Source organism: Streptomyces sp. NPDC058284, assembly GCF_042881135.1.
In the GTDB taxonomy this organism is placed as follows: domain Bacteria; phylum Actinomycetota; class Actinomycetes; order Streptomycetales; family Streptomycetaceae; genus Streptomyces.
In genome coordinates this window covers 307963-332953 of record NZ_JBHVYE010000005.1, presented here as the reverse complement: position 1 = coordinate 332953, position 24991 = coordinate 307963, and the positions used below count along the sequence as shown (strand labels likewise).

Genomic DNA, 24991 nt, shown 5'->3' with positions numbered 1-24991 from the left:
TCGAGGGATCAGGAACCCTGGGGCTGGCGGGCGCTGTTCGTGTCGAGTCGCGGCCCCTTGGCCAGGAAGTCCGACCAGGGCAGCGGGACCTTTGCCGGTCGGACGTTCTTGTAACCGAGCTTGACCTGGGCCTCGCTGGGCTCAGGAGTGCCGTCGGGGGACTTCTGTTGGGCGTCCGCGCCGATGTCGGACTTCTCGCTGTCGCTGTCGCCGTTGGCCTGCACGGCGTAGCGCAGTCCGGTGTCGGTCACCAGGAAGAGTGAACCCGACGTAGTCTGGGCGCCCTGGGTCTGGGTGTAGAGCAGGCCCGTTCCGGGGGTCACGTACGTACTCGTGCCTCCCGCGCCGATGTCCGTCGGGTACTTCGTACCCGCCCACGTGCTCAGCTCCGTCGTGCCTTGGTCACCCACACCGCGCAGCACATTGCAGACGGTGTCCCGGCTCGTGCCCCCCTTACCGGTGTTGACCTGAACGGCGCGCTGGCGAGGCCAGTGTCGCGCCTGCCCGTCGAAGGCCCCGTCGGTGGCCGCGAAGTCCTGAAGACCGACCGTGCGGGCTTCGCCGTCCATGTTCAAGGAAGCTGTTTGAGGTGAGTTGATCAGGAGCCACGCGGTGAACTCGCTGACCGGCTGTACCTTGCCGGGCAACACCACGAAGTGCTTGGTGCCCTCGCCCGTCTCGGCCTTCAGGACCATTCCGACCTGGTTCTCCTCGGCCGACAGCTGGCCTCCGGCTCCGGCCGGATCTCCCACGCCGGCCGGCAGTCGCGGGAAGCGGATCGTGCTGCCCCGATGGAGTGTGGCCATCCACTCCTTGGTCACGAGTTGCGGTTTCCTCGTGGGCCCCACGAGCGCATCCGTCAGGTGGTCGCCTTCGGTGCCGCTCACGGGGTACGCCGTGCCGGTCGCGTCGACCAGGTAACGCGCTCCCGTACGGGTCTTCACGTACAACACCTCGCCGTGTGCGAGGCGTTGGGGGCCGTCGGTCCTGGCCTTCTCGCGGTCCGCGAGGACGAACGTCGCTTCCTGGGTGGTGCGGCCGCCGGCACCGGGCTGTGCGCAGACCGCCCAGCGCTTGGTCCTGCCCGCCTCGTCGGCGGAAGGGAGGCGGTCCGGAGCGTAGGGGATCCCGACGATGGGACCTCGCGGCGGCTTGCCCGCGTCGAGGATGTCGTCGCTGACCTGGATGACTTTGTAGTCGGCTCCGTTCATCAGCAGCCGGGCGGAGGCCAGGTTGAGGACGGGGTGCAGACGGGACTTCTTGCCGGTCTTGAGCACGACGTACCGCGTCGTCGAGTCCTTGCCCACGATCACACGGGTGCCTGGCGTGTGCCATCCGGGTGGAGCCTTGGGCTGGAACATCCCCCAAGCCCCGAACACCGCCATGACGAGGACAGCGACGATCACACTCGGCAGGAAGGCCCTCAGCGGTCTCGGCGCCCCCTCTTCGGACCCGGTGGGAGAAGGCTGGAGGAATGCCGCCAACGTACGCTTCTTCGCGAAGGTGTACGCGTTGAGCTCATCCCGCCGTGATGCCATGGCCGTCTGCTTCTCCCCCACCGCACGTCGAAGCGGGAACCCCCGCCCGCGAATGTCAGTCCCGGCCCCTACTATGCATGGTGAGTGATCGCGCGTGTGCAGCGGGTAGGGTCTCGGAACCCGCAATCACCGTAATCGCCAAGGGGATTCGGGAGAGTACGGGGGGTTTGCAGTCATGGCTTCCGCCACGCGGGGCACGCCGCGGACACGTGCGCGCCGTACCACCCGGCCCGCTGGGCCCATCGGCCCCGCGAGGTCGCATGCTGGGCCCGCCGGTGCTCCGGCCGCTGGTCAGAACCGGGCGTCGGTACATCTCCGCTTGCGTGCGCAACAGTTCGGTTCATTCCGACTGCACCAACTCGTCCTGACTGAGGTCGCCGCCGCGCTCCTGCTCTCCGCTTGGGCCATCGACCAACTCCTGCTGATCCCGGCCATGTTCGCCGCCGCACCTCTCCTCCTCCTGGCCGTCGTGCGTCGCCGGGGACGCTCCATGCCGGACTGGCTCGGCACCGCACAGGCGCTGCGGACGCGGCAGAGGCGGGCCTTGAGCACACCGGTGCGCCCCGGCACGGAACCGGGCCTCGCGCCGGCCGTCGAGTGCGACCCCTCCCTGCGGACGTACGCGTACGGCGACAAGGACCGCCGCTCCGTGGGCATCGTCGGGGACGGCACCTTCGTGACGGCACTGCTCCAGGTGGAGTCGGAGGCGACCTCGCTGCGCGCCGACCGCGGTCAACAGCCCCTGCCCGTCGGCATTGTGGGTGATGCCCTTGAAGTGGACGGTATTCGGCTGGAGTCCGCCCAGATCGTGCTGCACACCCAGCCCGCTCCCGCGCTGCACCTCCCTCAGGAATCGATCGCCGTCAGCAATTACGCTCCCCTGCAGGCCCAGACAGGCGCACCGGCGGTACGGATCACCTGGATCGCCCTGAAGCTCGACCCGGAGCTCTGCCCGGAGGCCGTCGCGGCTCGGGGCGGCGGGCTTCTGGGCGCTCAGAAGTGCGTCGTGCGTGCTGTCGACCAACTGGCAAGTCGGCTCACCGGGGCAGGTTTTCGCGTCACCGTGCTCAACGAGGAGGAGCTCACCTCCGCGATCGCCACCTCCGCGTGCGCCAATCCGCTGGTGACGGCGCAGGCGGGACGCGCGGAAGTGCCGGAGCGCCGGACCGAGGAGACGGCGCGCTCGTGGCGCTGCGACAACCGAAGGCACACGACGTACTGGATCCGGCGATGGCCCCAACTCGGCGGCGCCGGCGGCCTGGCGCTCCCCCAGCTCGTGGCTTCGCTCACCGCGGTTCCGGCACTGGCGACCACGTTCAGCCTGACGCTGCGTCTGGACGATCGACGGGAAGCCTCACTCTGTGGGCATATACGCGTGACGGGGCGCGGAGACGCCGAACTCGTCACGGCTCGGCGGGCATTGGAACAGGCGGCTCAGCAGGTGCGGACACACCTGGTTCGCCTCGATCGTGAACAACTGCCGGGAACTCTTGCCACATTGCCGCTCGGGGGTACTCGCTGATGACGGCATCCACGCCACCCACCCACTCCGGGGAGCCGGGCCCGTCGACGGCCGCCCGGATCCGTCAGCAGATTCGGTCCGGGTTCGGTCTCATCGGACCGCGGCACGAGCGTCACACACTCACGCTCGAGTCGCTCCCGGAGCTGGCCCTCCCCATCGGGGACGACGGTGTCGTCATCGGGGTCGACGCCGAGGGCCGGCCCGCGGTGCTCGGCGTCAACCGGCCCACGCCGTACGACATGGTGTTCATCGGCGGGCTGTGGACGGCTCAGGTCATAGCGCTGCGGGCCGCCGCGACCGGGGCGCGAGTCGCTGTGGAGACGGGGCGGGCCGAGGCGTGGGGGCAGCTTGTGCGGGCGCTCGGGGTGGGGCCCAGTGGGATGGCTGTGCATGATGTGGGGCGGGTGCCGCCGTTGGGGGCTTCGGCGGGGAGTCCTGTGCTTGTCGTGCGGGACTGTGGGATGCGGCCGCCCCGAGGGCGGGTCGTGGCCGGGCCGTGGCAGTCGGTGCTGACGGTGCTGCCCTATTTGAGTCCCGTCGCGCCTCGGCGCATCCGGCAGGCGCGGCTGGTGGGGGTGCAGCGGGTGTCGCCGGACGAGGCGACCCAGATCGGGCGCTCGTTGGGGTTGCCCGGTGGGGATGTCGATTCGTTGCCCACGCTCGCCGACGGTGTGACGTTGTGGTGTGCCGACCGTGACCGGCAGTACGTGATGACGCAGGCCACCGACGTCGAGACCGGATTGTTGGGTACCGCTCGGCGGATGGACTGAACCTCGGGGGCTGGAGGGGGATTTGGGGTGTGGTGTCGGCCGTTGAGTGATTTGTCCGGCACGGTTTGATCTACGCCGATCACTCCTGAGTCGAGCGTGACGCAATGGACAGCATCGGTGAGGTGGACTGCCCTGCCGTGCTGCTGGTTTTGGTGATTAGGCTGGGACAGGGCGCGACGCCAGAACTCGTCAGCGGGTCGTGCGCGTCCCTCAACGGGGAGAGCCAGGCGGATCGGACGACAGGAACGGTCGCCCCCCACCACGGCACGAGGGTGCTCGACCACATCAGGAGGCATTGTGAACAGCGATCGGGACGAGATCCGCGGGGGCTGGGACTCACCCGTCGATGATCAGTCCGACGCGGAGTCCGCTGCCGAGACGACGGGCGAGTTCACCATCGACTACGCGCCGCCCGCCTGGTACACGCAGAACGCTTCAGGGAGTGCGGGTGAGACGCCTTCGGCGGCGCCCGGCTCCACGTCTTCTGTGTCTGGATCCGGTTCTGCGTCTGGATCCGCTTCTGCGCCTGTCTCGACTCCGCCCGTTTCTGCGCCGCCTGTCTCGACGCCGCCGCCCGTCATGCCGTCCTTCTCGGCTCCGCCCGCGCCTTTGAGTCCGCCTTCGGCGGGTGTGCCCAGTGCGGTTCCGAAGCTGCCGGTCGGCAGTGGGTTTCAGCCTGCGGCTCCCGCAGCGGATTCTGAGGCGACGGTGGACGAGGCCACGGAAAAGGGCGCCGTGCCGTCTGACCCTCCCGCCGTGCCATCGGTGGCCAACGGCGGTGGCGCCGCCGATTGGAGCGGGGCCCTTGCCGGTCCTTCCGTCTCGGTGCATGTGACCGGGGTCGTGCCTAAGGGTGAGGTTGATGCCTTGGTCGCGGCCGAGTCCGGGGCGGAGGCCGACGCCGAGGACTCCGGTGAGAATGAGGATGAGGGTGAGGGGACGGGGGGCGCTGCGGTCGGCACTAAGGCTGCGGCTGAGTCCACGGAGGGCGCTGCAGCCGAAGAGCCTGCTGTCACGTCGGTCGGTGAGAGTTTCGGCAGTGGTGACCTTGAGAGTGGCGCCACCATGCGGTTCTCCGCTCGTGCCCTGAAGCGGGAGATGGAAGAGCTGGCTGCGGCTGACAAGGCTTCTGAGGCCTCTGAGCGCCCGGTGAGTGAGGCCCCCAATGAGGCCCCCGGCGAGGGCGTATCCGTCGATCATTCGGATGACGACGCCTCTGAGCCGAGCGAGGAGCACGGCGCGGTCGGCCGCGACGCTGGGGGTGGGGCCGAGGAAGAGGCTGCGGCTGAGGAAGAGGCTGCGGCTGGCGCTGGCGCCGACTCCGGGGCCGGAGCCGTCGGTGCGGAAGCCGGTTCTGGTGGTTCCGGCAGCGCTGCTGCGCCCGAGAGTGACGTGTCCGCTGCCGACGACTCCGTACAGGATTCTGTGCCGTCGTCGTGGACTCCGCCGCCGCCTGCGCCGCAGGACGCGCTGCCGCCGTTGCCGCCCGCGTTCCAGCCTGCGGCTCCGACCTCCGCGCCGCAGTGGCCCGCGCCGACTTCGCCCCCGGTACAGCCGTCGCCGCCCGGGCCCGACCCCGTACAGCCGCAGGCTCCGCAGCCGGCGCCGGGCGCCTGGCCCGTAACCGGCGCTCCGGCTGCCCCTGTCGCCCCGGTTGCCCCGGCCGCCGAGACGCCGACGCCGACGCCCGAGTCGGTGCAGGGGGGCTATGGGTTCCCGCAGTCGGGGCCTGCCCCGGCCGCCGCGCCCGGTATGCCTTTCGCGCCCGCTCCGGTCGCGCCCGCCGACCCCGTCGCCCCCAATCCGGCGGCGCAGGGCGGAAGCTACGGGTTTCCTCAGCAGCCTCCGCCGCCGCAGGGGCAGCAGCCGGTGCAGGTCAATCAGCCGGTGCAGCCTGGCCAGCCGGTGCAACCTGCTCAGCCCGGTCCCGGCCAGCAGCCCCTTCCCAACCAGCAGCCGCAGGCACCCGCCCAGGCCGGAGGCTACGGCTTCCCGCAACAGCCTCAAGCCCAACAGCCGGCACAACCGGGCCAGCCCGTGCAACCTGCTCAGCCCCTTCCCGGCCAGCAGCCCCTCCCCAACCAACAGCCGCAGGCACCCGCCCAGGCCGGAGGCTACGGCTTCCCGCAGCAACCTCAGGCACAGCAGCCTCAGACCCAGCAGCCGGTGCAACTTGCTCAACCGGTTCCCGGCCAGCAGCCCCTCCCCCTCCCCAACCAACAGCCACAGCCGCAGGCACAGGCACAGCCGCAGCCGCCCGTCGACCCCCGTACCGGTGCCGCCTGGCCGCAGCCCGTCCAGCACGATCAGCGGGAGCGGACCAACCCGGGGGCTCCCCTCGGTTACACCGCCGCCGTCGAGCTCTCCTCCGACCGGCTCCTTCGCAATACAAAGTCCAAGGCCAAGAGCAGTCGGCCCGCGGGGGGCGGGTCGCGGTTCAAGCTCGGTGGCAAGAAGGAAGAGGCCGAGCGCCAGCGGAAGTTGGAGCTGATCCGGACGCCGGTGCTGTCCTGCTACCGCATCGCCGTCATCAGCCTCAAGGGCGGCGTCGGCAAGACCACCACCACGACGGCACTGGGGGCGACGCTCGCCACCGAGCGGCAGGACAAGATCCTCGCCATCGACGCCAACCCCGACGCCGGTACGCTCGGCCGTCGCGTGCGGCGCGAGACCGGGGCCACCATTCGTGACCTCGTGCAGTCGATCCCGTACATCCACTCGTACATGGACATCCGGCGCTTCACCTCGCAGGCGCCTTCCGGGCTCGAGATCATCGCCAATGACGTCGACCCGGCGGTCTCGACGACGTTCAACGACGAGGACTACCGGCGCGCCATCGATGTGCTCGGGAAGCAGTATCCGATCATCCTGACGGACTCCGGTACGGGGCTGCTGTACAGCGCCATGCGCGGGGTTCTCGACCTCGCCGATCAGCTGATCATCATCTCCACGCCCTCCGTGGACGGAGCGAGCAGTGCGTCGACGACGCTGGACTGGCTCTCCGCGCACGGGTACGCGGATCTTGTCTCGCGGTCCATCACGGTCATCTCCGGGGTGCGGGAGACCGGAAAGATGATCAAGGTCGACGACATCGTGTCGCACTTCGAGACGCGGTGCCGGGGGGTTGTCGTCGTTCCCTTCGACGAGCATCTCGCCGCCGGTGCGGAGGTCGATCTCGACATGATGCGGCCCAAGGTGCGGGAGGCGTACTTCAACCTCTCGGCGATGGTCGCCGAGGACTTCGTGCGGGCCCAGCAGCAGCAGGGGCTTTGGACGTCTGACGGCAATCCCCCGCCGCATGTGGCTCCGCCGATGCCGGGGCAGCAGGGGCAGCCGGGGCAGCCGGGAGGCGGGATGCCGTACCAGGCTCCGCCTCAGGGGCAGCCTCAGCCGTACGCTCCCCAGCAACCGCAGCCCGGTCAGCAACCGCAGCCTGGGCAGCAACCGGCGCCTGGGCAGCAACCGACGCCTGGCCAGCAGCCCTATCCCCAGCAGCCCGGGGCCCCGCAGGGCTGGCAGCCTCAGCCGCCGCAAGCTCAGCAAGTTCAGCAGGTTCAGCAGCCGCAGCAGGCTTACCCCCAGCACGGCCAGCCGCCGCAACCCCAGCCCGGGCAGGCCCCCCAGCCGCCTCAGGCCCCACAGGCCGCCCCCCAGGCCGCCCAGCCGGGTGCACCCTTCCAGCCCGGGGCACCCTTCCAGCCGGGCGGGCCGCAGCAGCCGCAGCCTCCCCAGCAGCCGCAGCCTCCTCAGCAGTAGCGGGTCGGCATCCACGTCGACCTCGATTCATCAGCGGGCCCGCGCCGTTCCTCGGCGCGGGCCCGTCGGCGTCTCGCCACCTTTGCCGAAGCCCGGCACCTTCGGGCCGTGCCCCCGCACCAGCCCCCTCCGCCACTCCCTCACCAGCCACGCGTCACTGGTCTCGACCAATGCGGGCGGCGGCTCCGTCAACTCGTTGTTTTCGCAGGCCACATGGGGTTCACCCGGCGTTGACGTGCGCAGACTGGCGCTGGTAAACACACATCAACCAGCTGACGTTCCTTGATCCACCAGCGTGCAACCAGCCATCCCTGTGCAAGCGATGACGCGAGGTCACCGACCCATGGACACACAAGATCAGCACGGCAGAGCAGCACTTCCCCAGAGAGCAGCCCCGCCCCGCCCCCGTCGCCGCCCCCGCCTGAGGCTCGTGCTCGCCGGTGGCGTCGCCGCGTTCACTCTGACGGCCGGTCTTGCCACGCCGTTCAATCCGGCACCGCAGCAGGCGCAGGCCAAGGACGGCGGCGGGAAGAAGGTCCTCACCGTCGCGGTCGCGCAGAGCGTCGACTCGCTCAGCCCGTTCCTCGCCCAGCGGCTGCTCAGCACCAGCATCCACCGGCTGACGTACGAGTACCTGACGAACTACGACGCCAAGGACAACAAGGCGATTCCGGGGTTCGCCACCAAGTGGAAGCCCTCCGCGGACAAGCTGACGTGGACGTACACCATTCGGGACGACTCCAAGTGGTCGGACGGGAAGCCCGCCACCGCCGAGGACGCCGCGTGGACGTTCAACAAGGTGATGTCCAAGGAGGGCACCGCCACCGCGAACTCCAACTTCGTCACCAACTTCAGGAAGGTGACCGCACCCAGCCCCAGCAAACTGGTCATCGAGCTGAAGAAGCCGCAGGCCACGATGGCCGCGCTCGATGTGCCGATCGTCCCCAAGCACGTCTGGGAGAAGGTCGACGACATCTCGAAGTTCAACAACGACAAGGACTTCCCCGTCGTCGGCAACGGACCGTTCATCCTGACGGACTACAAGGTCGACCAGTATGTGAGGTTCAAGGCCAACAAGGGCTTCTGGCGGGGGGCGCCCAAGTTCGACGAGCTGGTCTTCAAGACGTACAAGGACCAGGACGCCGCCGTCTCCGCCCTCCGCAAGGGTGAGGTGTCCTTCGTCGCCGGGCAGCCCGCGCTCACGCCCGCGCAGGCCGCGTCCCTGAAGAACGAGGACAACATCAAGGTCAACGAGGGTCCGGGGCGGCGCTTCTTCGCGCTCGCCACCAACCCGGGGGCCAAGACCAGGGACGGCAAGAAGTTCGGTGACGGGAACCCGGCGCTGCTGAACAAGAAGGTCCGTCAGGCGCTCTTCCTCTCCGTCGACCGCAAGGCGCTCGTCGACAAGGTGTTCCAGGGACACGCGGTCGAGGGCGCGGGGTACATTCCGCCGCGCTTCTCCGAGTACGCCTGGCAGCCGTCCGCCGATCAGGTGATGACGTACGACCCGAAGAAGGCCGTCCGGCTCCTCGACGAGGCGGGCTATCAGAAGGACGACAACGGCCGGCGCGTCGGCAAGGACGGCAAGCCGCTCAACCTCCGCATCCTGTGCCACGCCACCGACCCGAACGACAAGGCCGTGGGAAAGTACCTGAAGGAGTGGTGGGGGAAGATCGGGATCGGGCTCAAGGTCAACTGCCTCGATGACGTGTCCGTGCCCTGGTACGCCGGTGAGTACGACCTCGCCTTCGACGGCTGGTCCGTCAACCCCGACCCCGACTTCGTGCTCGGCATCCACACCTGCGCCGCGCTGCCCGAGAAGGCCAAGGAGAGCGCCGCCACCGACAACTTCATCTGCGACAAGAAGTACGACAGCCTGTACGAGAAGCAGCTCGCCGAGTACGACCCCGGCAAGCGGGCCGCCATCGTCAAGCAGATGCAGTCGTGGCTGTACGACTCGGGGTACATGAACGTCCTCGCGTACCCGAACGCCGTCGAGGCCTACCGCACCGACCAGATCAAGTCCATCACCACCATGCCGACGGCCGCTGGCAACATCTACGGCCAGGACGGATATTGGAGCTGGTGGTCCGCAGTGCCCGCGGATGGGAAGAGTTCCTCCAAGGACGGCAGCTCGACCGGTGTCATCATCGGTATCGCCGCTGCCGCGGTGGTGCTCGTGGGCGGCGGAGTCCTGTTCGCCCGGCGCCGCCGTTCGACCGCAGAGGACCGCGAGTAACGCATGACCGCTGACAGCAATCCCGCTCTGCTCGACACCGGGGGCCGAAAAGGTCCCGGGGCCGACGGTGACCCGGCTCCAGCCGGGGCGCCGTCGGCCCGCGGGCCGCGCGCCCGCGACACCCGTGCCTACCTCATCTATGTGGCGGGCAAGCTCGGCGGCGCGCTCGTGTCGCTGTTCGCCGTGCTCGTCACCAGCTTCTTCCTGTTCCGGCTGATCCCCGGCGACCCCGTCAAGCAGATGACGGGCGGCAAACGCGTCTCGGCCGAGCAACTGGCCGCGATGCGCAAGGAGTTCGGCCTCGACAAGCCGGTCATGGCCCAGTTCTGGGACTACACCGGCAAGGTGCTGAGCGGCGACTTCGGTACGTCGTACCAGTTCCACGCGCCCGTCCTGGACAAGATCACGGACGCGCTGCCCGCGACGCTGCTCCTCACCGGAACGGCGTACGTCCTCTACACCCTCATCGGCATCTGGCTGGGCACGCGCACCGCCTGGCGCAACGGCGGACTCGGCGACCGCTTCAACACCGGGCTCGCCCTGACCCTGTACTCGGTGCCGTCGTTCTGGCTCGGCCTGCTGCTGATCATCACCTTCTCGGTGGGGATAGGGCCCATTCCCGGGATGTTCCCTACGGGTGGTCTTGAGTCGGGCGGCGAGACGGGCTTCGCGTACGTCATCGACGTCGCGCACCACATGGTGCTCCCCGTCCTCACCCTCGTCGCCGTCGGGTACGCGCAGACCTTGCTCGTCATGCGTTCCTCGCTGCTCGACGAGATGGGCAGCGACTATCTGACGACCGCGCGCGCCAAGGGGCTCCGCGATGATCTCGTGCGGCGCAGGCACGCCGTCCCCAACGCGCTGCTGCCGACCGTCACGCTGATGTTCGTCAATCTCGGCACGGTGGTGGCGGGCGCGATCCTCGTCGAGACCGTCTTCTCCTGGCCGGGGCTCGGCGGGCTCTTCTACGCGGCGCTCAGCGTGCCCGATCTGCCGCTGGTGCAGGGGCTCTTCTTCGTCTTCTCCACCGCGGTGATCCTGATGAACACCCTGGCCGACGTGATCTATCCGCTGCTCGATCCCCGGGTGGGCCGATGACGACCGAATCCGCACCGACCACCCCGACCGCCCCCGCGGCCCCTGCCGCCAAGAGCGCCCGCTCGCTGGCCTGGACCCGGCGCAGGCACTCCCTCGTCCGCTTCTGGCGCGAGTACCGTGCGCACAAGGCCGGGCTCTTCGGTCTCGCCGTACTCGTCATGATCGCCCTCGCGGCGGTCTTCGCGCCGCTGCTCGTCGGCTCGGACGCGCAGAGCGTGACCGAGGCGCCGGGCAGACCGATGGAGTCGCCGAGCGGTGAATTCCCGCTGGGCACCGACCAGTTCGGGCGCGACCTGCTCGGCCTGCTCGTGTGGGGCGCGCGCATCTCACTCTCGGTGGGGCTGCTCGCCGCCGTCCTCTCGGTGGCCATCGGCACGCTCGTCGGCATCACGGCCGGCCACTTCAAGGGCTGGTACGCCACCGTCATCATGCGCGTCACCGACTGGTTCCTGGTGATGCCGACCCTGGTGCTCGCCATCGCCCTCGCCTCCGTGATGTCCCGCTCGATCTGGACGATCATCCTGGCGATCGGCGTGACGACGTGGCCGACGACGGCGCGCCTGGTCCGCGCGCAGACCCTCGCGGTGGAGTCCCGCCCGTACATCGAACGCGCCCGCGCGCTCGGCGGCGGCCACGGCCACATCATGGCCCGCCACGTGCTGCCGAACGTCATGCCGCTCGTCCTCGCGCAGACCACGCTGGTCATCTCCGGTGCCATCCTCACCGAGGCCACGCTCGCCTTCCTCGGCCTCGGCGACCCGACCAACGTCTCGTGGGGCGGGCTGTTGCAGGACGCGCGCGAGGCGGGCGCGGTCAGCGCGGGTCACTGGTGGTACCTCGCCCCGCCCGGTCTCGCCATCGCGATCGTCGCGCTGGCGTTCACGCTGTGCGGCCGCGCCGTGGAATCCGTGCTCAACCCCAGGCTGGGGGCCACCCGTTGAACGACGTACAGAAGACCGGTGCACGAGACGTACGAGGCGTACGAGGCGTACAAGGCGTACGAGGCGTACGAGAGGACGTGGCCCCGGCGGCCGAAGGGCACCGCCTCCTCGACGTGCGGGACCTCGAAGTGACGTACGCAAACGGCGCCGCCGCCGTCCGTGGCGTGAACCTGCACGTCGACGCGGGCCACAAGCTCGGCGTCGCCGGCGAGTCGGGATGCGGGAAGTCCACGCTCGCGCTGGCCCTCCTCCGGCTGCTCCCCGCGGGCACGAAGGTGTCCGGCGAGATCCTGCTCGACGGCGAGGACGTCCTCACCATGAAGTGGGGGCGGGTCCGCGCGGTGCGCTGGGCGGGCGCGTCCATCGTCTTCCAGGGCGCCATGCACTCGCTCAACGCCGTCCACCGCATCGGCGACCAGATCGCCGAGCCGATCCTGCTGCACAAGAAGGCGACGCAGGCGGGCGCGGAGAAAAAGGTCGGCGAGCTCCTCGAACAGGTGGGGCTGCCCGCCGCCCGCGCGCGGGCGTACCCGCACGAGCTGTCCGGCGGGCAGCGGCAGCGCGTGATGATCGCGATGGCCCTCGCCTGCGACCCCCGCCTGATCATCGCCGACGAGCCGACGACCGCGCTCGACGTCATGATCCAGGCGCAGATCCTGCGCCTGATCGAGCAGTTGGTGGACGAGCAGGACCTCGGCCTGATGATGATCAGCCACGACCTGGCGGTGCTCTCCGACACGTGTGACCGGCTCGCGGTGATGTACGCCGGACGCGTCGTCGAGGAGGGACCCGCCACCGAGGTCTACGAGAACGCCCGGCACCCCTACGGGAAGGCCCTGTCAGCCGCGTTCCCGCGGATCGGTGACGCGGCGTCGCGGTTCGCCCCGCGCGGTCTGCCGGGAGACCCGCCCGACCCCTCCGACCTGCCGACGGGCTGCACGTTCCACACCCGGTGCCCGGTCGCACTCGACGTCTGCGCCACGGAGGACCAGGCGCTGCGGGAGGCGGGCCCGCATCACCGTGCCGCGTGTGTCCACGCGGGTGCGCCGCTCCCGGCGCAGCCCACGTCGGCACCCGCGGCGGCGGAGCGCACGCCGTGACCGAGAGCCCCCGCGAAGAGGAACCGCGCATGACCGCATCCACGATCCCGCCCGCGGCCGACGGCCCCCTGCTGTCCGCCGCCGATCTGCACATCGCCTTCCCCGGCCGCCGCGGCGCGCCGACCGCACGGGCCGTGGACGGCGTCGACCTCGACATCAAGGGCGGCGAGATCGTGGCCCTGGTCGGCGAGTCGGGGTGCGGAAAGACGACACTGGCCCGTTCGCTGCTCGGCCTCGTGCCCCCGACATCCGGCAAGGTCACGTTCGGCGGCAAGCCGCTCGACTACTCGGGGCGCGCGCTCAAGGCGTACCGGAAGCGGGTGCAGCTGGTCCTCCAGGATCCCAGCGGGTCGCTCAACCCCAGGCACACGGTGTACGACGCCGTGGCGGAAGGGCTGCGCATCCACGGGTACGGGGGCGACGAGCGGGCGGCGGTCGCCGAAGCCCTCTCGCGGGCCGGGCTGCGGCCGCCGGAGCGGTTCTTCCTGCGCTATCCGCACGAACTGTCGGGCGGTCAGCGCCAGCGCGTCGTCATCGCGGGCGCGCTGGTCCTCGAACCGGAACTCATCGTCGCCGACGAGCCGGTGGCTTCGCTGGACGCGTCCGTACGAGGTGAGATCCTGGCGCTCCTGCTGCGGCTGCGCGAAGAGCTGGGCCTGTCCGCGCTGGTGGTGACGCACGACCTGGGCCTCGCGTGGAACATCGCGGACCGGGTCGCGGTGATGTACCTGGGCCGGATCGTGGAGACGGGGACGGTGGAGGAGGTACTGACGTCGCCTCAGCACCCGTACACGCAGGCGCTGTTGTCCGTCCTGCCCGAGGCGCCGGGAGACCCGGTGGTACTGACGGGCGAGCCCCCGGACCCCTCCCGCATCCCCGGCGGCTGCCGCTTCCACGCCCGCTGCCAGGTACTCGCCTCCGGCGAGGCGGAGCGGGTGGGGGTCGCGGGGCGGTGCCGGGGGGAGGATCTGCCGCTCCTGTCCGGAGGGGGTGGGACGCAGGTTGCCTGCCACTGGGCTGCGGCGGCGCGGTAGGGGGTGCGGGGGATTGTTTCGTTTGCGGCTCACCCCCGGTGGGGGCTGGTCGCGCAGTTCCCCGCGCCCCTGAGCCAACGCCCTGCGGGCGTTTGCCCAGGGAGCACGAAAACCGTGCGAGCACCCACAGACCCCCAGGGGCGCGAGCAACCAAAACCAACCCGCACCCGGCCACGCAGGACACCCACCCAGGGGCGCGAGGAACTGCGCGAGCAACCACGACCAACCCGCACCCGGCCACGCAGGACACCCACCCAGGGGCGCGGGGAACTGCGCGACCAACCACGACCGACCCGCACCCGGCCACCCACGCACGCACGCAGAGCACCCCACCAGGGGCGCGAGGAACTGCGCGAGGCCCGCTACACCACCCCCGCTCCCCCCGCCCCCTCCACAAGCTCCCGGCACTTCTTCACGTCGTCCGCCATCGCCACCAGCAGCTCGTCGATCGAGTCGAACTTGGCCTGGCCGCGGACGAAGGCCAGGAAGTCGACGGCTACGTGCAGGCCGTACAGGTCGAGGCCGACGCGGTCGATCGCGTACGCCTCGACCGTGCGCTCGACGCCGTCGAACTGCGGGTTCGTGCCCACGGAGATCGCGGCCGGCATCGCCTCGCCCTCGACGTGCAGCCACCCGGCGTAGACGCCGTCGGCGGGGATGGCGGTGTGCGGCAGCGTCTCGACGTTGGCGGTGGGGAAGCCCAGCTCACGGCCGCGCTGCGCGCCCCGCACGACGACGCCCTCGACGCGGTGCGGGCGGCCGAGGATCTCCGCCGCCCCCCTCATGTCGCCCTCGGCGACCAGGCGCCGGGTCAGGGTCGAGGAGAAGGGCTCGCCGCCACCGGCCTCACCGCTGACGTACAGGTCGATGACGTCGACCTCGTAGTCGTACGTGCGGCCCAGTTCGGCCAGGAAGTCGACGTTGCCCGCGGCCTTGTGGCCGAAGCGGAAGTTGGGGCCCTCGACGACCACGCGCGCGTGCAGCTTGTCGACGAGGACCTTGACGACGAAGTCGGCGGGCGACAGCTTCGAGAACTCGGTGGTGAAGGGCAGGATCAGCAGCGCGTCCACGCCGAGCTCGGCCATCAGCTCGGCGCGGCGGTGGTGCGGGGCGAGCAGCGGCGGGTGGCTGCCGGGGCGCACGACCTCGCTGGGGTGCGGGTCGAAGGTGACGACCACGGCCGGCACGCCGAGCTCCCGCGCCTGCTCCACGGCGCGCCCGATGATCAGCTGGTGACCGCGGTGCACGCCGTCGTAGGAACCGATGGTGACGACGCTGCGCCCCCAGTCCTGGGGGATGTCCTCCAAGCCACGCCAGCGCTGCACTTCTTTGCTCCTCGCCGAACCCGTATACGTCACGTACATCTGTACGTTCCCATTGCCGATTGCGCAGGACTAAGACTGCCATGCCGACGGGTGGCGGCTCGCACCGGAGGGAGTGGCGGGGGTCACTCCGGGCCGGTCCGTAGGACTACGCCGGCATTCCGTACGACTACGCCGGTACGACGGCTACGCGGGCATGCGGACGCCACCGACGAACCGCTCGATCGTGCGGCGGGCGCTCGGGCCGACCACCGCGGCCCAGTCCTGCGGTGCCGCGTCGAGCCAGCCCGCGACGAGCACGGCGAAACCCGGCACGTCGCGGGCGAGTTCGACCAGGCGCCGGTCGAAGCGGGAGGCGCCCTCCGGGGTGCGGACGAGCAGTAGTCCGGTGCGGTGCACACGCTCGCGGGTGCGGGCCTCGCCGCACTCCCCCGCGCCGTGCGCCACCGCCCGCAAAACTCCCTCCAGGACCGCGGAGTCCCGCTCCTGGCCGAGCAGTACGTCGAGCAGCTCGTCCCGCGGGTCGCGCGAGGCGGCCGTACCGGGGGCGGTGAGCACGGGCGCGAGGGCGGCCCGCACCTGCGCGCAGTGGCCGCGCAGCAACGCGGTGACCAGCGGAAAGAGGACAGGACGTACGGCGGGGCCGTGTTCGAGCCGCCGGTCGATGTACGCGGCGGCGGGCCCTGCCGCTTCGGGCCTGGCCGCCACGAGGTCGTGCACGAGGTCGGCCACGCGGCGCGCGAGGGCGGGCGTGGTCACGTCGGCGAGGGCGGGCAGGACGTCCTCTGGCACCGGCCCCGGCGCGTGCAGGCGGGTGCGGAAGGCGTCGAGCACGGGCTCGGGGTGGGTGGCCAGGGCGGTGGCCGGGGCGCTCGCGGGCAGGTGGGGGTCGCCCGCGGTGAAGCGGCGCAGGGCGTGGGGCAGGTACCGGGTGCGGGTCTGCGGGTCGCGGACGAGGAGGGCGAGCGCGGGGCCGTGCAGGGCGTCGTCGGCGGGGTGGGCGAGGAGCGCGAGCGCCGCGTGCCGCAGGTACGCGCGGTCGCTGCCGGTGGTCGCGTGCGGGGCGGCGCGCAGGGCATGGGCGGCGGCCGCGGCGTGCCGGGCGGGGCGCCCGTCGCGGGCCCAGCGGGCGACGGCGCGGCACATCGCGGCGGGCTCCTCCTCGGCGAGCGCGGTCAGCAGTTCGTCGGCGCGGGTGTGGGCGCAGTCGGCCAGGGTCTCGGTGAGGTCGTCGATGGCGCGGTGCCGGTGGGTGTGGAGCAGCGCCTGCGCGGCGGAGGCGACGGTGGCGTCGGGCGCGGCGTCCAGCGGCCGTTCGTCGGTGAACCAGCCCACGAGGTGGGGCGGTACGCCCACGGGGTCGGCGGCGAGCAGGTCGGCGACGGCGTCGAGGCAACGGTCCGGGGTCCCCGGGGGGCCGTCGCGCACGACGAGCCGCCGCAGCAGCGCGAACCGCTCGGCCTCGGGCAGCCTCAGCGCCAGCCAGAAGGGGGCCCCGAACTCCCCACGCTCGGCGAGCGGTTCGAGTACGGCGAGGTACGGGGACGCGTCGGGAACCCGGAGCAGCACCTCCCTCAATAGGTGAGTGGCCCACCATGTGGCATCCGCCGTGTCGCCTGCCGTGTCCCCCGCCGATTCCCCCACCTCGGCACGCCCGTCCGCCGACGCTCCCTCGGCTGCCTCGGCCCGCCCCGCGCCCGGACCCGCCCCCTCCGTGCAGCCCGTGAAGCCCGCGAGGCCCGCGAAGCCCGTCATCGCGTCCGCCAGCCCGATCAGCCGCGAGGCCAGTTCCGCCGCACCCCGCTGGCGGCCCAGCGCGAGAAGTGCCTGAATCACCGGGCCGATACGGTGCCGCGGCACCGGCAGCGGGCGGGCGGCGGCCGGGGCGGGCCCGCGGCGGCGCTGCTCCGGGACCGTCGGGTTCCGGGGTTCCGGCCGGTGCCGGTGGACCAGTGACGTCAGGGCCGCGTCCACGTCCAGGTGCGTGCCCTGGAGCCAGTCGGCCACTTCCTCGTGCGCGAAGCGGTAGCCCCCGCCTGCGGGCACGAGGAGTCCCTCCGCGAGGACGGCCGACGCCCACCCCGTACAGCCGTGGAACTCCCTTCCCCTTCCCCTGCCGGGTGGCGCTCCCGACGGGAACACCGCCTCGAAGCCCGCCCGGTCCAGCTGCCCCTGGCCCGGCCCCAGGCACCGCCGCGCCGCCTCGTGGACCCGTCCGGAGACCACCGCCGCGAGGCGCCGTACCGTGTTGCCGCGCAGCCCGTTCGCCGCTGCGAGCCGCTCGGCGACCCGCAGGCACAGCAGGTCGAGGTGGGCCGCGAAGATCTCCTCCCGGTCCGGGGTGCCCGGTGGCGGCGCGCCGGGAAGGGCCGCCCGCACCTCGTGGAGCAGCCGCAGCGCCAGCGGGTGCCGTGCGTCGGCGGGGGCCGTCGTGCCGTCGGGGATGCCGTACAGCGCGCGGGCCCGGCGGGCTTGCGGCTCGGGGAGATCACCTAGGTGTACGCGACCGGGCAGCCCCGCGCCCTCGTCCGCCGCGTGCGGCGACGCCACTTCCGGCGACGCCGTGGCGAAGTGGGCCGCGGCCTGTTCCCAGTACTCCGTACGGCAGGCGACGACGAGGCGCGCGCCCGTGTCCCGCAGCCACAGGGCCGTGCCCTCGCTCCACCGCGCGAGGGTGTGCGCGAGCGCGGGCGGCATCTCCTCGGGGCCGTCGAGCAGCAGGAGCAACGGCCGGCCCGCGTCCCGTACGAGCCGTGCCACCCGGCCGGCCGGGATGTCACCGGCCCCCTGGTCCGTCGGGGCCTCCCCCGCCGCCTCCAGGATCCGCCCGGCGCGGTCGAGCGCCCGCTGGACCGCGTCGGCCACGGACGCGTCCGTGCTCCGCAGGTCGGCGCCGCGCAGCCACAGTGTGGGGGCGGGCTCCGCTCCCCGCGCCCTGCGCGCGGCGAGCGCGGCCAGCTCCGTGGTGCGTCCCGTGCCGGGGTCGCCGACGAGTCCGAGCACTCGTGCGGGCCCGGCGGTGAGGGCGTCCAACTCCCGTGCCGCATCCGGGCGTTCGACCGGTTCGCGGAGCGGGGCGGGCGGTCCGTCGGAGCCGGTCGAGGTGGCTGTCAGATGGAGCGCGCCCGCGAGATTGAGGTCCCGGCCGTAGGCGGGCACGGTTGCCGCGTTGTGCCTGAGGAGTTCGGCGAGCGGGCCGTGCGGGTCGGCGGTGGCCGCGTCCCGCAGCGGCACCGCGTAGCCCGCGGGGCGGTGGGTGAAGGCGTCCTGGCCGGGTTCGGCGGGTCCGGGGCGCTGCGGCAGCAGAGCGGTGCCGAGGACGGCGAGGACGGCGCCGGTCGAGGCGTCCACGACCGGCCCGCCCGCGGCCCCGCTGCCGAGCCGCAGCGCGTCGGCGCCGTCCGTGCCGATCGCCAGCTCCAGCGCGGACGCAAGGAGGTGGAAGCGGTCCGTCGCCGTGTACGTCACCGGCGCTGAGCCGAGGACCCGCGCCTCGCGCCGGCCGCGTGCGTCGATCCGCACGTACGTGCCGGTCACCACGGAGTCCCGCACGGTGACGGGGAGGGGCCGCAGCCCGAGTCCTTCGGTACGGACGAGGGCGAGTCCGGCGCGGGGCAGCGCCACCACGGCGTCGGCGGAGACCACGCAGGTGCGCTCGTCCGGCCCGTGCACGACGATCCTGGCCAGTCCGTCGACCGCTTCATGGCTGGTGATGACCGTGCCGTGCTCGTCGGCGGCGAAGCCCGTGCCCCGCGGGCGTCCGGCGAGATCGCGTAACCGCACCAGGGAGCGGTCGGGCGCCTGGGCCGAGGAACCGGCCGACGTCCCTGCATCCCCGGGGCCCCCGGCCCGCGGGCCGCGTCCCGCCATGCTCGAACCTCCCCACTATGCCCTGCTCTTCCGACCGTAGGTCGAGGGTGATCAGTGGGACAGGCCGCAGCGCGAACGCGCCCCCTTGCGACCCCGCGGTTCACTCCGAGCGCCTGTCCGAAAGGGTGAATGGGCGTCCGGCGGTGGATACATCTCTAAGTGGGGGGATCGTGGGGCGGCGGACCTGACTCCGCCGCCCCACAAACGCCTTTACGCGAAGACGGCGAGGCTCTTGGCCTTGCCCCGCGACTCCTCCGCGAGGACCAGGAAGCGGCCCTCCGGGTCGAAGACGGCGACGGCGCCCACACCCGCGTACTCCTCGGGCATGTCGATCCGGACGCCGTTGAGCAGCAGCTTCCCGCGCTTGTCGTCCACGTCCCAGCGCGGGAAGGCCCGGCTCGCGGCCTCGGCCACGGGCATCACCGTCAGCTCCTCCTGGAGCTGGTCGAGGGTCTTGGCCGCGTCCAGCTTGTAGGGGCCGACGCGGGTGCGGCGCAGCGCGGTCAGGTGACCGCCGACGCCGAGTCCGGCGCCGAGGTCGCGGGCGAGGGCCCTGATGTACGTGCCCGAGGAGCAGACGACGGAGACGACGAGGTCCAGGACGGGGGTGCCGTCCTCGGCCACGGCCTCGCGGATGTCGTACACCGTGAAGGCGGAGACGGTCACGGGCCTGGCGGGGATCTCGAACTCCTCGCCCTTGCGGGCGCGCGCGTACGACCGCTTGCCGTCGATCTTGATGGCGCTGACCTTCGACGGCACCTGCATGATGTCGCCGGACAGCTCGGCGATGCCCGCGTCGATGCCCGCGCGGGTGACCTTGGAGGCGTCGGCGGACGAGGTGATCTCGCCCTCGGCGTCGTCGGTGAGCGTGTTCTGCCCGAGACGGATGGTGCCCAGGTACTCCTTCTCGGTCAACGCGAGGTGGCCGAGGAGCTTGGTGGCGCGCTCGACGCCGAGCACGAGGACGCCCGTCGCCATCGGGTCGAGGGTGCCCGCGTGGCCGACGCGGCGGGTCTTGGCGATCCCGCGCATCTTGGCCACGACGTCGTGCGAAGTGAAGCCGGACGGCTTGTCGACGATGACAAGGCCGTCCGGCGTTGTGGTGCTGCTCTTGCTCATGCGGGGGCGTCGCCGTCCGTTTCGTCGTCGGACGCGTCGTCGTCCTCGGGCTTGCGGTACGGGTCGGCGCCGCCGGCGAACTCGGCACCCGCGGAGACCTCCCGCACCTTGGCGTCCGAGAGCCGTGCCTTGTCGAGCAGGTCCTCGATGGCCTTGGCGTTGTCCGGCAGGGCGTCCGCGACGAAGGCCAGCGTCGGCGTGAACTTCACGCCCGCCGCCTGGCCGACCGCCGAGCGGAGCACGCCCTTGGCGCTCTCCAGACCCGCGGCCGCGGCCGCACGGTCCTCGTCGTCGCCGTAGACCGTGTAGAAGACCGTGGCCTCCCGCAGGTCACCGGTCACCCGGGTGTCCGTGATCGTCACGTGCGTTCCGAGCCGCGGGTCCTTGATCCCGCGCTGCAGCTTCTGGGCAACCACCTCTCGGATGAGGTCCGCCAGCCTTTTCGCCCGCGCGTTGTCGGCCACTGCTCCGTCTCCCTTTTCCCCGGGTGCGTGCCCTGGGGCTTGTCTTGCCTTGTTCAGAGCCTGGGTGGCTCTCAGTCATCATCCCCGTGCAGCCGCCGTCGTACCGACAGCAGCTCCACTTCGGGCCGGGCGGCGACGAGGCGCTCGCACCGGTCCAGTACGTCCGTGAGATGGCCCCAGTCGCCCGACACCACGGCCAGCCCGACCTCGGCCCTGCGGTGCAGGTTCTGATCGCCCGTCTCCGCCGCGCTCACCGCGTACTTCCGCTGGAGCTCGGCGACGATCGGACGGACGACGGAGCGCTTCTCCTTCAGCGAATGTACGTCGCCGAGGAGGAGGTCGAAGGACAGAGTCCCCACATACATAAGGTGTCCGGATGTCCCGCCGGTACGGGATAGAGGCCCCGCCAACCGCTTGGCAGGGACACAAGAACCGTACACGGAACGGCCGGGGCCGATCGACGGGATATTTCCCCGTCGACCGGCCCCGACGCTGACCGCGTGGATCGGACTGCCGTGAGGCGGTCGATCAGCCGCGCGGCTTCTCGCGCATCTCGTACGTCGCGATGACGTCGTCGATCTTGATGTCGTTGAAGTTGCCGAGGTTGATACCGCCCTCGAACCCTTCGCGGATCTCGGTGACGTCGTCCTTGAAGCGGCGCAGACCCTCGATGTTGAGGCTCTCCGCGATGACCTTGCCATCGCGCAGCAGTCGGGCCTTGGTGTTGCGCTTGACCTCGCCGGAACGGATGAGGACACCCGCGATGTTGCCGAGCTTGGACGAGCGGAAGACCTCGCGGATCTCCGCGGTGCCGAGCTCGACCTCCTCGTACTCCGGCTTGAGCATGCCCTTGAGGGCCGCCTCGATCTCCTCGATGGCCTGGTAGATCACCGAGTAGTAGCGGACGTCGACGCCCTCGCGCTCCGCCATCTGCGCGGCACGGCCGGCCGCACGGACGTTGAAGCCGATGACGATGGCGTCGGAGCCCATCGCCAGGTCGATGTCGGACTCGGTGACCGCACCCACACCGCGGTGCAGGACGCGGATGTCGACCTCTTCACCGACGTCGAGCTGGAGCAGCGAGGACTCGAGAGCCTCCACCGAACCGGACGCGTCGCCCTTGATGATGATGTTGAGGTCCTGCACCAGGCCCGCCTTGAGCACCTGGTCGAGGTCCTCGAGGGACACCCGGCGGGTGCGCTTGGCGAACGCGGCGTTGCGCTCACGGGCGGCACGCTTCTCGGCGATCTGACGCGCCGTACGGTCCTCGTCGACAACCAGGAAGTTGTCGCCGGCACCCGGCACGTTGGTGAGACCGAGCACGAGGACCGGAGTCGACGGGGTCGCCTCCTCCACGTTCTCGCCCTTGTCGTCGAGCATCGCGCGGACTCGGCCGTACGCGTCACCGGCGACCATCGTGTCGCCGACGCGGAGGGTACCGCGCTGGACGAGGACGGTCGCGACGGCGCCGCGGCCCTTGTCGAGGTGGGCCTCGATCGCGATGCCCTGCGCGTCCTGCTCCGGGTTGGCCCGCAGGTCGAGCGAGGCGTCCGCGGTCAGGACCACGGCCTCGAGCAGCTGCTCGATGTTGAGGCCCTGGCGCGCGGAGATGTCGACGAACATCGTGTCGCCGCCGTACTCCTCGGCCACCAGACCGAACTCGGTGAGCTGACCGCGCACCTTGGTCGGGTCGGCACCCTCGACGTCGATCTTGTTGACCGCGACCACGATCGGCACGTCGGCCGCCTTGGCGTGGTTCAGCGCCTCGATCGTCTGCGGCATCACACCGTCGTTCGCCGCGACCACGAGGATCGCGATGTCGGTGGACTTCGCACCACGGGCACGCATGGCGGTGAACGCCTCGTGACCGGGGGTGTCGATGAAGGTGATGGCGCGCTCTTCGCCATTGACCTCGGTCGCGACCTGGTAGGCACCGATGTGCTGGGTGATGCCACCGGCCTCGCCCGCGACGACGTTCGTCTTGCGGATCGCGTCGAGGAGGCGGGTCTTACCGTGGTCGACGTGACCCATGACGGTGACGACCGGCGGACGGGAGACGAGCATCTCCTCGCCGCCCTCGTCCTCGCCGAACTCGATGGAGAACGACTCCAGGAGCTCGCGGTCCTCCTCCTCCGGGCTGACGATCTCCAGGACGAAGTTCATCTCGTCCGCGAGGAGCTTCAGCGTCTCGTCGGAGACGGACTGCGTGGCGGTGACCATCTCGCCGAGGTTCATCATCACGCCGACGAGCGACGCCGGGTTGGCGTTGATCTTCTCGGCGAAGTCGGTCAGCGAGGCACCGCGCGACAGCCGGACGACCTGTCCGTTGCCGCGAGGCAGCATGACGCCGCCCACCGACGGGGCCTGCATGGCCTCGTACTCCTGGCGCCTCTGCCGCTTCGACTTGCGGCCACGACGGGCGGGCCCGCCGGGACGGCCGAAGGCACCCTGCGTGCCACCACGGGCACCGGGACCACCGGGACGGCCACCGAAGCCGGGACGGCCACCGAAGCCGCCGCCGCCACCGGGACGACCGGCACCGCCGCCGCCACCCGGACCACCGGGACGGCCGGCGAAGCCGCCGCCACCGCCACCGGGACGGCCCGCGAAGCCGCCGCCACCGGGACGACCGCCACCGGCGCCGCCCGGACGACCGCCGCCACCGGGACCACGCCCGCCGCCGGGGCCACCGCCGGGACGCGGGCCCGCAGCGGGACGCTGCGGCATCATGCCCGGGTTCGGACGGTTACCGGCGGGACCGCCGCCGGGACGCGGAGCGCCGCCCTGCGGACGGGGCATGCCGCCCGGGGTCGGACGGGCGCCGCCCTGACCCTGCGGACGGGGAGCGCCACCGGGGCCGCCCTGGCCCTGCGGACGCGGGGCGCCACCGGGGCCGCCGGGGGCGCCGCCGGGACGCGGGGCACCGCCCGGACGGGGCGCCTGCGGGCGCGCCATGCCGGTAGAGCCACCAGAGGTGAAGGGGTTGTTGCCCGGACGCGGGCCCGCGGGGCGGGAGCCGCCGGGACGAGGAGCGCCGCCCTGGCCGCCGGGGCGCGGAGCACCCTGACGGTCGCCGCGGTCACCACGGTCGTTGCGGTCGCCGCGACCGCCCTGGCCCTGACCCTGGCCGGGGGCCGGACGGCCACCGGGCTTCGGGGCACCCGGGCGGGCGCCCGGACGGGGGGCCTGCGCAGCCGCGGGGGCGGCAGGAGCCTCCGGAGCGGCGGGCGGAGCGGTGAACTCCGGTGCGGCCGGAGCCGGCGAGGCCGGCGCGGGCTTGGGAGCCGGCGGCTTCGGACCCGGCGTCGGGCGCGGGCCCGGGGTCGCCGGAGAGGCCGCGGGCTTTTCGGCCGCGGCGGGCTTGGGCGCCGGCGGCTTGGGCGCGGCCGGACCCGGACGGGCGGCCTGCGCGGGAGAGGGGGACGCCGAGCCCGAGGGGGCCGGCGGCTTGGGGGCGGCCTGCTTGCGCGGCGCGCCGGGCTTGGCGGCGGACTTGCCGTTGCCGCCGCCCTGCTGGAATGCGTCAGTCAGTTTGCGTACCACCGGCGCCTCGATCGTCGAGGACGCCGAACGTACGAATTCACCGAGATCTTGGAGCTTGGCCATGACGACCTTGCTCTCTACACCGAACTCCTTGGCGAGTTCGTATACCCGGACCTTAGCCACTTCGCTCCTTTTAGGTCCGGGTTACGCCGGACCGTCGCTACTTCATGGGCGTACTCATCGCGTGCTCATCGAGTGCTCATCGCAATCTCGACCTACTTCCAACTCGCGGAATACCAAGGCCGCACGGGGTTCCGTGCGACCACGTCTTGCGCTGTCGCCTACTCGGCGACTGTCTCGACAGCCCGGCGCAACGCCTCCGTGTCGAGCGGTCCCTGGGCTCGGAGGGCCCGTGGGAACGCCCGGCGGCGGACCGCCAGGTCCAGACAGACCGGGGCGGGGTGTACATAGGCACCCCGGCCGGGCAGCGTACCGCTTGGATCGGGGGCGCAGGCGCCCTCTTTCGCCACGATGCGCAGCAGTTCGCTCTTGGCCGCTCGCTCCCGGCACCCCACACAGGTGCGCTCAGGGCGTGCGCGGGTATGCGTCCGGCCAGACACGCTTAAGTCTACCTCCCCGCACCGACCTCACCCCTTTGGGGCAAGAATCGAACGGCTACTCGCCACATACTGTCGTGATCGAAGCGTCGGCCGCCCGGGATTTTATTCCCGCGAC

At 71.5% G+C, this 24991-nt stretch carries 16 protein-coding genes; 8 read left to right on the top strand and 8 right to left on the bottom strand.

The annotated features are described in order from the left end of the window. Nucleotides 1-8: 8 nt before the first annotated feature. Nucleotides 9-1538 carry a type VII secretion protein EccB gene (eccB, locus tag ACFVYR_RS10770; protein WP_384262061.1) on the bottom strand — a complete coding sequence of 510 codons (1530 nt, stop codon included), beginning with the start codon at nucleotides 1536-1538 and terminating at the stop codon, nucleotides 9-11. A 175-nt stretch (nucleotides 1539-1713) separates the two neighbouring features. Here eccB and eccE point away from each other — a divergent pair, with 175 nt between their 5' ends. From eccE to ACFVYR_RS10730, 8 genes are all read left to right on the top strand, one after another. Then, on the top strand, nucleotides 1714-3060 hold the full coding sequence (gene eccE, locus ACFVYR_RS10765; RefSeq protein WP_384262064.1) for a type VII secretion protein EccE: 1347 nt from the start codon (nucleotides 1714-1716) through the stop codon (nucleotides 3058-3060). Then, nucleotides 3060-3830: a hypothetical protein gene (locus ACFVYR_RS10760; protein WP_384262067.1), complete on the top strand. Its 771-nt coding sequence runs from the start codon at nucleotides 3060-3062 to the stop codon at nucleotides 3828-3830. Before eccE ends, ACFVYR_RS10760 begins: the two co-directional genes overlap by 1 nt. Before the next feature lie 297 nt (nucleotides 3831-4127). Further along, nucleotides 4128-7586 (top strand): SCO5717 family growth-regulating ATPase, encoded by a 3459-nt coding sequence (locus ACFVYR_RS10755; protein ID WP_384262070.1) that lies wholly within the window; start codon nucleotides 4128-4130, stop codon nucleotides 7584-7586. Nucleotides 7587-7929: 343 nt separating this feature from the next. Next, entirely contained in the window at nucleotides 7930-9825 is a 1896-nt protein-coding gene (locus tag ACFVYR_RS10750) for an ABC transporter substrate-binding protein (protein WP_384262073.1), read from the top strand. 3 nt (nucleotides 9826-9828) lie between these two features. Beyond that, a complete protein-coding gene (locus ACFVYR_RS10745; protein WP_384262076.1) occupies nucleotides 9829-10923 on the top strand; it encodes an ABC transporter permease in 1095 nt (364 codons plus the stop codon). Then, entirely contained in the window at nucleotides 10920-11864 is a 945-nt protein-coding gene (locus tag ACFVYR_RS10740) for an ABC transporter permease (RefSeq protein ID WP_384262079.1), read from the top strand. Before ACFVYR_RS10745 ends, ACFVYR_RS10740 begins: the two co-directional genes overlap by 4 nt. A gap of 113 nt (nucleotides 11865-11977) precedes the next feature. Further along, nucleotides 11978-12964 (top strand): ABC transporter ATP-binding protein, encoded by a 987-nt coding sequence (locus ACFVYR_RS10735; RefSeq protein WP_384262082.1) that lies wholly within the window; start codon nucleotides 11978-11980, stop codon nucleotides 12962-12964. A 29-nt stretch (nucleotides 12965-12993) separates the two neighbouring features. Further along, nucleotides 12994-13998 carry an ABC transporter ATP-binding protein gene (locus ACFVYR_RS10730; protein WP_384262085.1) on the top strand — a complete coding sequence of 335 codons (1005 nt, stop codon included), beginning with the start codon at nucleotides 12994-12996 and terminating at the stop codon, nucleotides 13996-13998. A gap of 362 nt (nucleotides 13999-14360) precedes the next feature. Here ACFVYR_RS10730 and ACFVYR_RS10725 read toward each other — a convergent pair whose 3' ends face one another. From ACFVYR_RS10725 to ACFVYR_RS10695, 7 genes are all read right to left on the bottom strand, one after another. Beyond that, complete coding sequence (locus ACFVYR_RS10725; RefSeq protein WP_384262088.1) at nucleotides 14361-15323, bottom strand: bifunctional riboflavin kinase/FAD synthetase; 963 nt, start codon at nucleotides 15321-15323, stop codon at nucleotides 14361-14363. Between the two features lie 183 nt (nucleotides 15324-15506). Then, nucleotides 15507-19190 carry a trypsin-like peptidase domain-containing protein gene (locus ACFVYR_RS10720; RefSeq protein ID WP_384262091.1) on the bottom strand — a complete coding sequence of 1228 codons (3684 nt, stop codon included), beginning with the start codon at nucleotides 19188-19190 and terminating at the stop codon, nucleotides 15507-15509. A gap of 210 nt (nucleotides 19191-19400) precedes the next feature. After that, on the bottom strand, nucleotides 19401-20309 hold the full coding sequence (truB, locus tag ACFVYR_RS10715; RefSeq protein WP_384262093.1) for a tRNA pseudouridine(55) synthase TruB: 909 nt from the start codon (nucleotides 20307-20309) through the stop codon (nucleotides 19401-19403). After that, nucleotides 20306-20773: a 30S ribosome-binding factor RbfA gene (gene rbfA / locus ACFVYR_RS10710; protein ID WP_384262096.1), complete on the bottom strand. Its 468-nt coding sequence runs from the start codon at nucleotides 20771-20773 to the stop codon at nucleotides 20306-20308. Before rbfA ends, truB begins: the two co-directional genes overlap by 4 nt. A 71-nt stretch (nucleotides 20774-20844) precedes the next feature. Next, the gene (locus tag ACFVYR_RS10705) at nucleotides 20845-21138 is read right to left on the bottom strand and encodes a DUF503 domain-containing protein (protein ID WP_384262099.1); all 294 of its coding nucleotides are present in this window, start codon (nucleotides 21136-21138) and stop codon (nucleotides 20845-20847) included. A gap of 163 nt (nucleotides 21139-21301) precedes the next feature. Further along, nucleotides 21302-24439 (bottom strand): translation initiation factor IF-2, encoded by a 3138-nt coding sequence (gene infB / locus ACFVYR_RS10700; protein ID WP_384262102.1) that lies wholly within the window; start codon nucleotides 24437-24439, stop codon nucleotides 21302-21304. Between the two features lie 158 nt (nucleotides 24440-24597). Then, complete coding sequence (locus ACFVYR_RS10695) at nucleotides 24598-24876, bottom strand: YlxR family protein (RefSeq protein WP_384262105.1); 279 nt, start codon at nucleotides 24874-24876, stop codon at nucleotides 24598-24600. Nucleotides 24877-24991 lie beyond the last annotated feature (115 nt).